The organism is Singulisphaera photorubra (assembly GCF_045290345.1).
Classification (GTDB): domain Bacteria; phylum Planctomycetota; class Planctomycetia; order Isosphaerales; family Isosphaeraceae; genus Singulisphaera.
Map to the genome: position 1 here is coordinate 1,422,957 of NZ_CP155447.1, position 14,169 is coordinate 1,437,125.

The 14,169-nt window shown below is 60.9% G+C and carries 9 protein-coding genes; 1 reads left to right on the forward strand and 8 read right to left on the reverse strand.

Features of this window, described 5'->3' with window-relative positions; all coding sequences use genetic code 11:
- Window positions 1-374: 374 nt before the first annotated feature.
- The 3 genes from V5E97_RS05405 to V5E97_RS05415 form a co-directional block, all read right to left on the reverse strand.
- On the reverse strand, window positions 375-1,712 hold the full coding sequence (locus V5E97_RS05405) for an efflux RND transporter periplasmic adaptor subunit (RefSeq protein WP_406698266.1): 1,338 nt from the start codon (window positions 1,710-1,712) through the stop codon (window positions 375-377).
- A 248-nt stretch (window positions 1,713-1,960) separates the two neighbouring features.
- Window positions 1,961-5,281: an efflux RND transporter permease subunit gene (locus tag V5E97_RS05410; protein WP_406698267.1), complete on the reverse strand. Its 3,321-nt coding sequence runs from the start codon at window positions 5,279-5,281 to the stop codon at window positions 1,961-1,963.
- A gap of 1,046 nt (window positions 5,282-6,327) precedes the next feature.
- On the reverse strand, window positions 6,328-7,740 hold the full coding sequence (locus tag V5E97_RS05415; RefSeq protein WP_406698268.1) for a Gfo/Idh/MocA family protein: 1,413 nt from the start codon (window positions 7,738-7,740) through the stop codon (window positions 6,328-6,330).
- A gap of 597 nt (window positions 7,741-8,337) precedes the next feature.
- Between V5E97_RS05415 and V5E97_RS05420 the strand changes: the two genes are divergently transcribed.
- Window positions 8,338-9,027 (forward strand): transposase, encoded by a 690-nt coding sequence (locus V5E97_RS05420; protein WP_406698269.1) that lies wholly within the window; start codon window positions 8,338-8,340, stop codon window positions 9,025-9,027.
- Between the two features lie 43 nt (window positions 9,028-9,070).
- Here the strand turns inward: V5E97_RS05420 and V5E97_RS05425 are convergent, their stop codons facing one another.
- From V5E97_RS05425 to V5E97_RS05445, 5 genes are all read right to left on the reverse strand, one after another.
- Window positions 9,071-10,024 (reverse strand): WD40 repeat domain-containing protein, encoded by a 954-nt coding sequence (locus V5E97_RS05425; RefSeq protein WP_406698270.1) that lies wholly within the window; start codon window positions 10,022-10,024, stop codon window positions 9,071-9,073.
- Between the two features lie 71 nt (window positions 10,025-10,095).
- On the reverse strand, window positions 10,096-11,124 hold the full coding sequence (locus tag V5E97_RS05430; RefSeq protein WP_406698271.1) for a DUF1559 family PulG-like putative transporter: 1,029 nt from the start codon (window positions 11,122-11,124) through the stop codon (window positions 10,096-10,098).
- A 425-nt stretch (window positions 11,125-11,549) separates the two neighbouring features.
- Window positions 11,550-12,734, reverse strand: coding sequence for a transposase (locus V5E97_RS05435; RefSeq protein WP_406698272.1), 1,185 nt, complete (start codon window positions 12,732-12,734; stop codon window positions 11,550-11,552).
- A gap of 60 nt (window positions 12,735-12,794) precedes the next feature.
- The gene (locus V5E97_RS05440) at window positions 12,795-13,691 is read right to left on the reverse strand and encodes a reverse transcriptase domain-containing protein (protein WP_406698273.1); all 897 of its coding nucleotides are present in this window, start codon (window positions 13,689-13,691) and stop codon (window positions 12,795-12,797) included.
- Window positions 13,684-14,103, reverse strand: a complete 420-nt coding sequence (locus tag V5E97_RS05445; protein ID WP_406698274.1) for a hypothetical protein — start codon at window positions 14,101-14,103, stop codon at window positions 13,684-13,686. Before V5E97_RS05445 ends, V5E97_RS05440 begins: the two co-directional genes overlap by 8 nt.
- Window positions 14,104-14,169 lie beyond the last annotated feature (66 nt).

Here is a 14,169-nt window from a genome sequence, read left to right on the forward strand (position 1 = left end):
GTTCCTGTCACCCCATCGTACAGGCCGCTTGCCGGCCATGACAAGCGTACCATGCCGATCCTCCGCAACAACAAAGGCGAGCGAGAGGCGTGATCCACCGGGAATCCGTTCCCGATCGGCCGAATGTGATGCCGCGAGGCTTGCGTGGCAGGAGGAGACGCCGCACCTTGCCTCGGTCACCGATCTCACGAATCGGGAGGTGATTCTCGGTCTGCTCCTGAATCGACGGTCGATCTCATCTCCGTTGGATTACGCGAAATCAGTCAGATTGAGTAATTTGGAATTATGAATGCGTTAAGTTCTCAATATCGGGCAGGGCGAGCTCCACCCAGTAGCCCGGCCGTATTTCCCTCGCCCCTGACAACCCCGCAAATCTATTCTTCGGAGTTCGGTTTCCACGAGGCGACCTGGGTCGAATTCTCCACGATGATGGGGGTGCCGTCGGAGATCGATTGCGTATCGACGATGACTTCGTCGTCGGGTTTGAGACCGGCGAGGACTTCGACTCGGATCCCGTTATCGGCGCCCAGCTTGATCTCGACCTGATGCGCCTTGCCCTCCTTTAACACGAAAACGGACGATCGGTCATGATCGGACGTTCCCGTCAGGCAGCCGGTGGGAATCGTCAGGTTAGCGGTGTTGTTATTGAGAATGATGGTGGCAATGCCGTACATGCCTTCGCGCAAGAGGCCGTTTGGATTCTCAAGATCGATCTCGGTTCGCATCGTTCTGGTCTCGGGTTCCTCGGAGTTCGAGAACCGCGAAACTTTCCCGGCGAATCGATGGCCGGGAAGTGCATCGAGCGTGACGACGGCCGGGTCTCCGAGATCGGTCAGCGGGACGTCTCGGTCGGGGACGTAGGTGACGACGCGCATCATGTCCGTGCGGGCGACGGTGAGCAAAGGACGCTCGTTCCCTTCGACCGCCGATCGAATAAAGTCTCCCTCGAAGAAGTTTCGCAGTGTGATGACCCCGTCATACGGAGATTTGATCGTCGTGTAAGCCACCATGACCTTGTCTTTGGCCAGAACCTCGTCGATCATCTCCACGTTGGCCTTGGCCTCATCGAGGTCGGCCTTGGCTTGATCGACCTTCGCCACCGAGGAAGCCAGCAAGGCTTTTGTCGAGTCCAGCTCGGCCTCGGCGGCCCGTTCCTCGGCCACTGAAGTCTCAAAGTGATCTTTATATTCGTCGACGATTTGCTGGGGCACAGCCTGCCGGGCTCGCAGGTCGCGGTATCGGGCCAGCTCCTTCTCGCGGTACTTTCTCCTGGAGACGGAGCTGCCAATACTGGCCTTTGCCTTGGCGACAGCGGCTTCTGAGGCTTTCACATCGGCCCGGGCGGTCTCGATGCGCGCCTTGCTTTGAGCGACCTGGGTCTGGGCCTGCTTCAGGGCCGCGACGGCGCGATCGACTTCCTTGACCGCCTCCGGATTGTCGATCTTCGCGAGGATCTCGCCCTTCTTGACGTGGCTGCCGATGTCGACACCCTGCCACTTCAGATAGCCCGAAACCTTGGCGTAGAGGTGAGCCTGCTGGAACGGGTGCACCGAGCCGATCTGGGTGGAAGTCCGTGTCAGACCGCCTCGCTCCGGGTGGACGACTTGCACGCGAACCGCCTCTTCACCCTCATCAGAATCCAGACCGATTGCGGGGTGGCCGTTCGACCCGGTGGAGGATGCGCTCGCCCTGCGCCCTCGCGAGACGAGCATCGTGCCCCCGATGCCGATGGAGACGACGACAAACGCTAGGAGGAGGATCGTCCTGCCCCGACTCCAAGAAATTCGGTGAGGCTGCGAGCGAAACCTTGGCGTTGACTCTTGATGCGTTAACATGTTTGATCAACTCCGCATGACAACAGGACCACAGCTTCGGCTCGGAACGCCCGATCCCTTTCGGCCGCGTCGCACGCCTATCCGATCCGGCCCGTCGGATCGAACAAATTGACGAATATTCGCTCTTAAATGTCGCCGAGCGATGAACCGAGCCCATGATCGTCGTTCTCCGCAAGGAATCTCTCGTCCGTCTGCTCATTTCCCTCCGTTTCCATTTTCGTTTCGAGGTCGTTGCCCTGCTTTTGATCGCGGACCAGGAGTGAGTAGAGGCAGGGAAGCACGAACAGTGTGGATGGTTCGACAGCGCACAGCCCTCCCAGGATGGCACGAGCCAGTGGTGCGTTCGCTTCGCTGCCGCGTTCCCACGCGAATGCGCCCGGCATCATGGCGAAGAAGGCCGCCAGTGCCGTCATCGTGACCGGGCGGACTCGGATCGACGCCGACTTGCGAATCGCTTGTCCCGGTGTTAGACCCTCCTTGAGCCGCAGTTCCTGGGCGAAATCGGTCATCAGGACGGCGTTGGAGACATTGATCCCGACGATGAAGATGAAACCGAGCAGCGACTGAACGTTGATGGCCGTGCCCGTGACGTCGAGCATGAGCAACACGCCAATCAGCGAGAGCGGTACGGCGAGCATGATACTCAGCGGAGCGAGCCACGACTTGGCTAACCCAACCATCAGGAAGTAGACCAGCAGCGAGGCCCCAATCAGGCCGAAGCCCATGCTGGAGAACGTCTCCTGCATGCGAGCGTATTCACCGCTCAAGCTGACCTTCGTCCCTTTCATGAGTTGGCTGCCCTTGCTGGCCGGGTCGTAGGGGATCCAACGGCCGTCCGGTTGCCGTTGTCCCAACCGGTCGATCGCCCGCGCCACATCGTCAGAAACGTGCCCCAGATCACGACCGTGGACGCCCATCGAGAGGTCGATCGTCGGCTGGATGTTCGCGTGGGTCACTTCCGTCGGCACGGTGGTGCGACGCAGGGTGATGAGGTTCTCCAGGGGGATCGACTTCTTCTGGCCGGCTCCCGTGATGGGAATGTTGAGGAGAGTCTGGATGGACTGAATCTCCTTCTCGGGATACTGAACTCCGACGAAGTACTGGTTGCCACCGATCGGATCAATCCAGAAGTTCTTCTTATTGAATTGGATGCTGGAATTGAAGGCGGCCACCACATTCTTCATCACGTCGATCTGGGTCAGTCCGAGGTCGGCGGCCTTGGCCCGATCCACGTTGATGATGTATTCAGGGTAGTCGAGCCGCTGGAGGATTCGGGTGTCGACCACTCCGTTGATCCGACGCACCTTGTCCTGGATTCGCCGCGCGACGGCGTGGGCCTGGCTCGGATTCTTGCCGGTGACCCGGACATTGATCGGTGTTGATTTGCCCTCGTTCATCGCTCCTCGGACCAGGCCACCGGCATCAAAGGCGAACTCGAGGTTCCGAAATCTCGAGTCCGATTTGAGGTCCTGACGAATCAGGTGGACGTACTCCTGCGCGGATCGACTTCGGTGCTCCGTGAGCTGGACCCGGATGATCGCATCCATCGGGCCCGAATTCGGAGTGTACGCAGCCGACCAATCGGCGTTCACGCCGATCTCAGAAATCAGGAGTTGCAGATCATGCTTGGCGATGATTCGTTTCAGGGATCGTTCGACCTGGGCGATCTTTTCCTCGGTTTTCTCGATTCGGGTGCCGCTCGGGGCCCGGACACTCATCTCGAACGCACCCGCGTCCACCTCGGGAAAAAACTCGCGGCGAAGCGCCGGCCAGAGGGTCAGGATGGTCACGAGCAGCAGGGTGTAGGCGACGGCCACCGCCAGCACTCGGTGCCTGAGGACGACGTCGAGCCCGCGGGCGTACGAGGCGAACATCCGATCGATGGCCGCTTCCCCTCGGGCAAACGCCCTGGTCAGAACTCCGCCCCGGGGGGTTCCGCCGCCGGTCTCGTGGCACTCCGGTTTGAGCCAGGCGGCGCTACAGGCGGGGACCAGCGTACGCGACAAGAGATAGGCCGAGCCCATGGCGAAGGCGACGGCCAGGGTCATGGGCCGGAACAGGAATTCGCCCAAACCCGGCATCAGCGCCAGCGGCGAGAGAACGAGGAACGTGCATAGAGTCGCGATCAGCTCGGGCATTGCCACCTCGCTGGCTCCCAGGAAGGCGGCTTCCTCGGGACTGGTCCCCAGGCCAAGGTGCCGGTGCGTGTTCTCCAGGCAGATGATGGCGCTGTCGATCATCGGGCCGATTGCCAGGGTCAGCCCGGCCAAGGTCATCATGTTGATCGTATTGCCAGTCAATTTCAGGAAGATCAATGCCGAGAGGACCGAGATCGGCAGGGTCAGGACGGCGATTGCCGTCATCCGCCACTGCCCCAGGAAGATCCAGATCGTCAGCGAGCAAAGGACTGCTCCGAGGACGCCTTCCTGAACCAGACTGGCAATCGACTGCCGGACGTAGACCGACTGATCCATCACCAGCTTCAAGTCGACCCCGCTTCGCGTCAGCCGTTCCGTGAACTCGTGGAGCCGGGAACGGACCGTGTCGACCACAGCCAGGGTGCTGGCCCCAAGCTGTCGGAAGATCGGGATATAGACCTCGCGCCGACCATTGACCCGGACGATGTTGGTCTGGATCGCGGAGGCATCCGTGGCGGTTGCCACGTCGCGCAGAAAGGCGGTGTTCCCTCGCACGGAGCGGAGGGGAATCGAGCCCATCTCCTTGACTATGTCGTACATCGAGTTCGAGTCGAGAGCGTAGTCGGTCCCGCCGATCTTGGCATCACCGGTCGGCAGGAAGACGTTGTAGTGGTCGAGGGCGTTCATCACGTCGAGCGAGGAGAGCCCGCGCGCCTGCATCTTCTGACGGTCGAGGTAGGCGAGCACCGCGCGGATCTTACCGCCGTAGACGACCGGCGCCACCGCGCCTTTGATGCTCATGATCATGTTGCGGACCTCGTAACGCCCGACGTCGTAGAGGATCGATTCGGTCTGTGACTGGTCGGGACTATCCACCGCAACGATGCAGACGGGGGTCGTGCTTGTCGGGTCGAAGGGCAAGACGACCGGGGGGAGAGTTCCGGGCGGAAGGTTCGGAACGGCCGCCAGGGCCAGCGAATTCACCTGCGTCAGAGCCCCATTGGGATCGACGTCGCTTTGAAAGAAGTTGCGGACGATACTCGCCCCGATGATCGATCGCGATTCCTGCCGCGCCGTTCCGTTGGCCTGGCCAACCCAGCGTTCCATCCGGTTGGTGATGTCCTTTTCGACGCCGGCGGCCGGCATCCCACCGTAAAAGGTGAGAACCTGGACCGCCGGGCTCTTGAACACAGGAAGGATGTCGATCGGGATTTGATAGACGGAAACGGTGCCCAGCATCACGAGCGTCAGGCACATGACCGTGACGGCGTACGGGTTCCGAAGCGAGGCTCGGATCAGGCCGTTCATGGGATTTTCCCAGTAGCGGACGATTGAAGACGAGAGGGACCGACGGAGGATGTCGGGGATCGCGCGGGGGGAGACGCGGGAATGCGTGGGGTCGGAGAGGGGAGACCGATCCTGTGTGTTCGAAACGAGGCTTCTCAGCAGCGAAGCCGGCCGTCGATCAGCAAAGCGCCTGGATCCCGGAGCGAAGGTCGCGTCGTGATGAGAAGACGGGCCTCGGTGATCTCAGAGACAAACCGAGGCGTGGAGCTGAGGAGGAGATGACCCGCAATCCGGTAGGAATCGTGATCGGGGGAGAAGCGGCTACGGGACGGCGTGGGGGCGCATCGCTCTGTTCGTTGAGCCGACCACAGACAGACTCTGACAACGAAATGGGAGGTGCGATGAGGTCGGGACGTGGATGAGGAGGGAAGCGCCAGCGGAGCGGCGATCATCCTCATGACCAGGAGCACAAACAGGGGCTTCGTCACGCTTGAAGGGAGTCGCATACTCCAGCGTCCCTGTCAGTCGACTCGTGCAGGGGGGGATGCGATGAGGTCGGGGGCCACAAGACGGACAACATTAGAAATAATACGGAAACGATTCATGAGTCAAGAGACGGCTTGGCCCTGACTTTTTCGTCGCACGCTTCGGGTTGCACGTAAAACCAGATTTCTCAGGTCATTTGGGCCATCCGCTTCGCTGCCGATGTCGAGTGCCGCCGCTCAATTTTCCTTGCAGCGACTGGCCTTCGAGTGACGCACGAGAATCACGAAACAGGTGGCCGTTCCATCGAGCCTGGATCATCTTTAGGGTCGGCACCAGCCCGAACGACTGTCGGGGGCCGAGGGGGAAACGGCCGTGCCGGCCGTTCTGCTTGTGAGTGCTTGGCGAGACCGCAACGGAGATAGACCGAGTTGTTAATGGAAAACATTATTTATTGTTAGTGATCTTCTGCTCGGTGTGCCGCGGGGCTTTGCCGTCGAAGACGTGGGGCAGGCACCAGGCCTGCCCCACGTTGCTGTTGATGGATTGACGACGAAGCGGGATTGGCTCTGAGATCGAGCCGATCAGGAAAGGACCTTGAGCTGCGCGGGGTCCCAACCGATGACGCGACCCTGGCGATAGCTGTCATTGCACAGGAGTGCGGGGGCCGCGGCGCGATATCCGAAGACGGCGTCTTCGTAGACCGGCTTCTTGTCGCGGACCGATTTGAAGAAGTTGACGAAATGGTCGAATCGTTCGTCGTACCCCTTGGGGACCACGAACTTCTCGGGCTCGCTCTTATGTGGCTTCGGCTTGCTCTTGGCGGCCTGCTCGGCGAGGAATTTCTCGGCGAACGCCTTCTGCTGGGCGTTGGAGAAGGTGCGGACCGAGTTGTAGCCCTTGAGGACCTGGTCGGCCGTCGCCTGCTGGATCCCAGGGCCGCTCACGGTGAGCGAGGTGAAGCTGACGTTGATCACCCCTTCGCTGCCGACGAACCGGAAGTAGGTGTCGCCGCCACCGCCATCCTCGAAGTTGGTCTGAAGCGAGAGGGTGAAGCCCGGGTGTGCTTCGGTTTTCGGGTAGTCGAGCAGCCCCATGATCACATCGTAGACGTCGCGACCATCTTTCCAGTAACGGAGGCCTCCCATCCCCGCGATCCGGTTCGGCCCGAGGGAACCCGTCGCGTGATGAATGCCGGTGAGGAGATGGACGAACAGGTCGCCCGCGACCGCGGTCCCGTAATCCCAGTAATTTCTCCAGCGGAAGAAGCGTACGGGGTCGAACGGCAGCTTGGGAGCAGTTCCCAGGAATCGGTCCCAATCCACCGTCTCCGGCGAGGCGTCGGTCGGGATCGAATACTGCCAGGCGCCGATGTCGGAGTTGCGGTTGTACCGAGCCTCGACCGCGTTGATCTCGCCGATGGCACCCTTCTGGATCAGCTCCTTGACCTTGTCGTAAAGGACCGAGCTGGCGTACTGGCTGCCCACCTGAAAGACCGCGCCAGTCTGCTTCTGGACGGCGATGACCTCCGGCCCTTCCTCGACGAGGCGGACCATCGGCTTCTCGCAATAAACGGCCTTGCCGGCTTTCATCGCGTCGATCGAAATCTGCGCGTGCCAGTGGTCGGGCACGCAGACGAGCACGGCGTCGACATCCTTCCGGGCGAGGATCTCGCGATAGTCCACGTAGGTCTCGACCTTGTCGCCGTAAACCTCCTTGGCATGGACTCGCCGACCTTCATAGAGGTCCGACGCCGCGACGAGTTCGACTCCGGGAACTTTCAGGGCCGTGTCGGTATCGATGAACCCGATAATGCCCATGCCGATCGTGGCGATCCGGATCCGATCGTTCGGCCCAGCCGGTGCGGTTGGCTCCTGCTCCGTGTTCAGCGCATAGACGTTCTGGCTGAGCCGGGTCGTGGCCACGGCCGGAGCGGCCGAAGCCACGGCGGCTGACTTCAGGAACGACCGGCGCGACGGTTGGTCGTTTTTCGACATGGTCTGCTCCAATGATTCCGGGGGCCATCCTCTCGGCATTCCTGCTCCGATGGAGTTCCCTCCCAAGGTTCGTGACGGCTCCAGCATACGGAGCCCTCCCTTGTTTCGGAAGACGATCTTCTCGAGACCCCCATGGACTTTCCGGGACCCAGTTTTACTAACAAAAAGAAGGGATATGCGGAAATTAGTGATGATAGATTGTGCGATAGAGTCGGATGATTGATTCCGACCGAGCGGCCCAACGAGCCTTGGGAGGGTACGGCCTCGAAGGTGGCGCCCAGCTCACGCTCGGAAATGCTCTTTGAGAAGAGGAATCCGCGACGAAGTCGCGCAGAGGACGACCGATGAGTCAATCCACCATCGACGCCGATCTCTCCGAAGTCGGCTCGCCCAAACCTTCCCACACGGCCGGCCCGGCCGTATCCCACTCGGTCCAGGGCATTCCGGCCGGGCGTCTGCAAACCAACCCGGTGCGGAAACCGCGAAAATCCTCGGTACTTTCGCTCTGTCGTGGATCGTTTTAAATTCAACATGTTTGGAGAAAACGTGCCGGGCACTTGTTTTGACATTTCGCTTTTTTTCTGTTAAGTTGAGCCCATGGGACGACCACCACGCAACGCTGAGGGCGGGCTGATCTATCATGCCCTGAACCGTGGCAACGGGCGCTTGACCCTCTTCGAGGACGCCGACGAGTACGAGGCTTTCGAACGCGTTCTGGCCGAGGCGGTGACGCGTCAGGACATGCGCCTGCTGGCCTTCTGTCTCATGCCCAACCACTTTGAACTCGTGCTCTGGCCGCGCGGCGACGGCGACCTGTCGCGGTTCATGAACTGGTTGACTTTGACTCACACCCAGCGTTGGCATGCTCGCCGCCGCTCAGCGGGATCCGGCCACGTTTACCAGGGCCGATTCAAATCGTTCCCGGTCCAGGCCGATGGGCATCTTCGGACCGTTTGCCGTGCGGTCGAGCGCAACGCCCTCCGGGCCGGGTTGGTGCTCCGCGCCGAGCAATGGCGGTGGAGCAGTCTCTGGTATTTCGCCTCTGGTTCTTCCCGGGGATCCGGGCCGGCGCTGAGCTCCTGGCCGACCCCGCGCCTTCCCCACTGGATCGACCGGGTGAATGCGCCCCTCAGCCCTGCCGAAGAAGAGGCGATGGCGCGGAGCCTTCAGCGCGGCCAGCCGTTGGGGTCTCCGGAGTGGCAAGCCGAAACCGCCAGCCGGCTCGGCCTGGAATCGTGCTTCCGCCCGAGAGGACGACCCAAGAAGCACACGGAAAAAAGCCCCTGAGGCCTTTGAACGTCTCGGTGCCGCTTCGAGTCCGGTGCGCTGATCAAGGGGCCGTTGCCAGGACCGAGGCGAGCACCCAGACGCGGACCGCCTTGTCGCCGCAGGCGGCGGCCAGCAACTTGCCGTTGTTTGAGAATGCGACTCCCGTGATCCGGTCGGTGCCGCCGTCCAGGCGGGCGAGAAGGGTTCCGGTCTCCGGGTTCCAGAGGTGGATCAGGCACTCGTCGCCCGCGGTGGCCAACGTCTTGCCGTCGGGCGAAAATCTCGCTGTGAGCACCCGATCGGCCGGCTTGAGACCGGCCAGGTCGCGTCGGCGCTTGCCATTGAGGACATCCCAGAGCGAGGCGGCCCCCCCTTTGCTCGCAGTGGCCATCGTCCGGCCGTCGGCGGTCAGCGCGACCGAGTAAATCCCGCCCGATCCGGTTTCGATGGTGCGATCCAGTCGCCCCTCGGGCAGGCTCCAGACTTTGGCGATGCCGTTGCGATCGGAAGAGACCAGCGTCTTGCTATCGCCCGAGAGCGCCACGCCGCTCACACCCTCGCCGTGGCCTGAGAGTGTCGCGCGAGTGGCCAGCGACTCGAGATCCCAGAGCCGGATCGAGGCATCCTTGCTCGAGGAGATCAGCGTCTTGCCATCGCCCGAGAAGGTCAGGGCGTAAACCCTCTGCCCGTGCCCTCGGAGGGTCTCGGCGGGCTGGCCCGAGGGGGTCCAGAGGCGGACGAGTCTATCGCCGCCGGCCGTTGCCAGTCGGGTGCCGTCAGGCGAGAAGGCGATGGCGTAGATTCGGCCGTCGTGCCCCTCGATCTTCCAGAGTTCGGTGCGGCTCGCGAGATCCCAGGCGCGGAGCGAGCCCTCCTCGTCCCCGGACACGATTGTCTTGCCGTCCGGTGCCACGGCTACGGCCGATACCGAGATTGAGTGCCCTGACAGAATGAACGTGGCGGGCAGATCCGCCGCGGCCATGATGGCAGCCGCACAGAGTATGAGCGTTCCCACGGTAACTCGATTCTCCCACCCTTGATGAAACCGCAACTCCGCTGCGCGAGATCATTCCCCGGTTCAATGTTTCAATAGGCGTCGGCCGACACGACCTCGCCCCCGCCGATCGTCCCAAGTGCGCGCCAGGCGGCGCCATTGATCGTATTTTTGAGGAACCTCACGCTTCCGTCGCCGAACAGGGCGTTGATTCCCCCAGGATGGTAGCTCCGAGCATTGACGGCCGCAAAGACAGGACGCAAGGTCTTCTCACTCGACCCGACGATGTCCACGTCACTGGTCCGGTTCGGCCCGCCCATCATGGGACGATTGGGGGTCCAGGCAGTGGTCAAGCCCGATTCCAGGACGCCACCGTCAGCCCAGACCGTATGACCGTCGTTCTTGATGGCGCACGAGCCGAGATACTCGGGAACCACCACGTCAGGCGAGGCGTCCGGCGACGGAATATTGACGGGATCGCTGATCTGTGACAAAGCGCAGTTGTTCATGCGATTTTGATAAGTCCGGACCTCGCCCGCCACGATCGTCTGGCTCAGACCGTCGCGAAAATCGGCGAAGCGGACGCTCCGATTCGGCCCGAAGGCGCTTCGGTTGAAGGGCCCGGAAAGCCCTCCCCAGACGAACCAATCACCCATGACGAACCCGTAGCTGGAGACCCCTTGCGGCCCATAGGCGCTCGGTTTGGGCTCGGGATGAATCTCACTGGGGCAGAGAAACATGGAGAGCGTCGTGTTGGAGATGGTGGTATTGGGCGGATCTTCGTAATTCGCATCGAAGTTGATCGCGTTATACATCGCCCCTTGCTCGAGGAACGGCAAGGTTCGGCCATGGACACTCCACCCATTCTGCTTCTTCTCGCCCGTGCTCGTCGTCGTGATGATGAAGGATGGCGGCAATGCCCCGATGCCGCTCTCATAATTGTGTAAGCCAAGTCCGAACTGCTTGAGATGATTTATGCATTGGATCCGCCGCGCCGCCTCGCGCGCACTCTGCACCGCGGGCAGCAAAAGCGCAATCAGCACCGCGATAATTGCGATCACCACCAGCAATTCGATCAAGGTAAAAGCGGGCTTCGCAAGGTGGTGTCGTCTTTCCGTCATTCTCAGGGAACTCCAATGTCACCGTTTATCGATTTGAGTTTTGGGATCGCTAGCAACACTTGTGCCAGATCGGGTGAGGTGACGTAACCGCTTCACGCGAAAACACTTGAACGCTATTAGGGTGGTCGCTGGAGCTCCACGCGAATGATGAAATAACCGCCATCTGCGGCCGTTTTTTAGCCATTGCAAGGGGCGTGCTCCGTCGGGTTTGGGAAACTCGCGAATGAGCCTCCGCCGGTACTCACGACACCGAGGCAGGCCCCGACGCCGCACGGCCCTAAGCCCTTTCTCTCGTCTACAGGCGAGGCCTGGCCTCTTTCGAAGACAGAAAATCAATGATTGGAGAAGCGATAAGTTAGGGATGACTTGGTGGGTTGTTTGTTCCCTTGCGGTCTCAGTAGTTCGGATTGATGGTCTTCGGGGAGTTACGACGTAACAGTACATGGCAGAATCCTTTCAGTCGACGCTGTGTTCACAAGGCCATGCATCTCAATGGCCACCTCCAAGAGCCACAGCAACATCGTCCTCAATCGCAGCCGCTCCAAGTGAAGTTCTCCGCCGCCGCGACGCGGTTTCGACAGGACCGCATGATGCAGCCAAACCCAAAGGTTTCGCAGCAAGTACCCGATCGCCACGTACAAGAACCGAACCTCGAAGCGCTTCGAGGTCGTCCGGATTCGGCATTGATTCATCTGACGGTAGCTCGTTTCGATTCCGAAGCGGGTTCGGTACGTCTGTTTCACCCAGTCGAACCGCTTGGGACCGATCCTCCAGTAGGCGTAGACCCATGTCTCCCGACCGTGCTTACCTCGCTCCCCACACTGATTCCGGCACTTGATACAGATCCGCACCGTGGCCTTCTGCTTCTTCGCATTCGTCAGCGTGTACTCGCTCCAGCCGCTCACCTTGCACTGCTTGAAGACGTTCGAGCCGCTGGGACCCAGCGGGTGTTTCACCGAGCGGCCGCGACCGACCACAGGCATCAAGAACGGCGTCCGCGCCTGCTGGAGATAGCGGATCACCTCGACGCTGTAGAACCCGCGATCCAGGACCGTGAAACGGACCGAGATCCCGGCGGCACGGACCTGCCGGAGCAGTTCGCGGACGACCTCCGCCATCGTCGTCTCTCGGGTTGCGGCCATCAACGCCACGGTGTAACGCCAACCCTTGCGGACCACGTAGGCAGTGGCGTAACCGTAGAATGAGCACGTGCCTTTCTTGGCCTGGCTCCGCATGACCGAGGGGTTGGTCTTGCGATCGGCGCCATAGTACGGGAGCAAGGTCAGGTCGATGGCGATGACTTGGGGCCGTCGTCGCAGGGCCTTGGGCAGATGGCCCAACAGTGCAGCCTGGACGCGCCGTCGGAGCCGGTTGTAATCGGGCAAGGTGGAGTAGAGGGCCTCGGCGACGACATGTTCGTCGGGGACATCGCGAAGTCGCTGACAGGTGTCGGACAGGGAGCTGATCCGTGCTGCGGCGGCGAAGAGGACGGTCAGGATGGTCTCGGCGACGACCCCCTTGGCATTGGAAAGCTTCAGGTGGGGCTGGAATGTCTGAACGGCATAGCGATAGACTTGGGCGGGTGTCAGGGTGCTGGTGGACTTGCGCATCGTACCCTCCGTGAGTGACGGGGTTTGCACAAGTCATTTTCATGGAGGAGCTTGAGTCTGTCACGCCCTGACACTCCTTCGACTCTCAACTACCGAACTACTGAGATTGTAGAGCCCAAGGCTCGCGAAGTAGGCGTTAGGCCAGCGATGGTGATCCATCCCTCGGTCCCGGCCGCGACCTTTGTGTCGTTTTCTCAGAATGCTCCGCAACCGACCTCGAATCCAGCGATCCAGTTTGGGAAAAACCCAGACATGGCTGTGCTGGAAATACGCAAACCAGCCCCGAAGGATCGGGTTCAACGTACCGATGATCGTCGCCATCGACGTCCCATTGGTCCGCTTGGTCTTGAGCCGGATCGTGTCTTTAAGCTTCTTGAGGCTCTTCTGCCGAGGACGGCGTCTCCCGCCTTGGAAGTGATATCCCAGAAAGTCAAAGCCGTCGGTCCGAGCGTCGACCACCTTCGTCTTCGTCGGATGCAAGGTGAGGCCATGGTCTGACACCCATTCCTGCACCAGTTCCAGGGCGCGAGTCGCTTCGGCAGCGGTCCGGCACAGGATCACGACGTCGTCGGCGTAGCGCACCATCGCGAACCCCGCTTGCGCCATCAGATGGTCCAGCGGATCGAGATAGATGTTACTGAGCAGCGGGCTCAGAACCGCGCCTTGAGGCGCGCCCATCGTGGGAGTCCATTCCTCAAGACCATCCAGAATGTTCGCCTGGAGGAAGGATTCGATCAGCGACAAGACGGAACCGTCGGCGATCTTTTCTTTCAGGCGAGTCATCAGACGATCATGGGGAATCGCGTCAAAATATCCTTTCATGTAAGCAGCCATGACATAAGCGTGACCCGCCTGGAGGAGTCCGTCAACACGACGCAACGCATCTTTGCCACTGCGAGCGGGTCGAAACCCGTAGCTGTGATCCGCAAAGTCCCGTTCGAAGATAGGTTCAATCACATTCACAATCGCAGCCTGGACTATGCGGTCGCGGACGCTTCTCATGGGAGCCGGGCTTGGGGATGTGGACGCGACGAATCGCCTGAGGTTGATATCGGCCTTGCTTCAGTTGATCCGAGATTTCCCAGAGCGTATCGGGGAGCCCTCGCTCGAACTGGGCGATCGGCACGTGATCGACCCCGGCGGAACCTTTCTTCGAGGCGACTTGTTGGAAGGCCGCCCACAGATTGCGGTCCGAGAATACCTTGTCAAAGAGTCGAAACCATTTGCCTCCTTCTACTCCCTGTTCAAGAGTCGCCAACATACGCACGTTCCAGGCCGACGTTTTGACCCAGCGCCAGCGCGAGGGGATCTCTCCGACTTGTTGAGCCGGTGGCACTATCGTCGGTTTGTCTTGCGTCGGTCGGGTCATGTCGCATCCATCTTCCTGGAGTCCTTCGCTCCCCCGGAGTTACCCGGCTTCAACGCTACTATGACT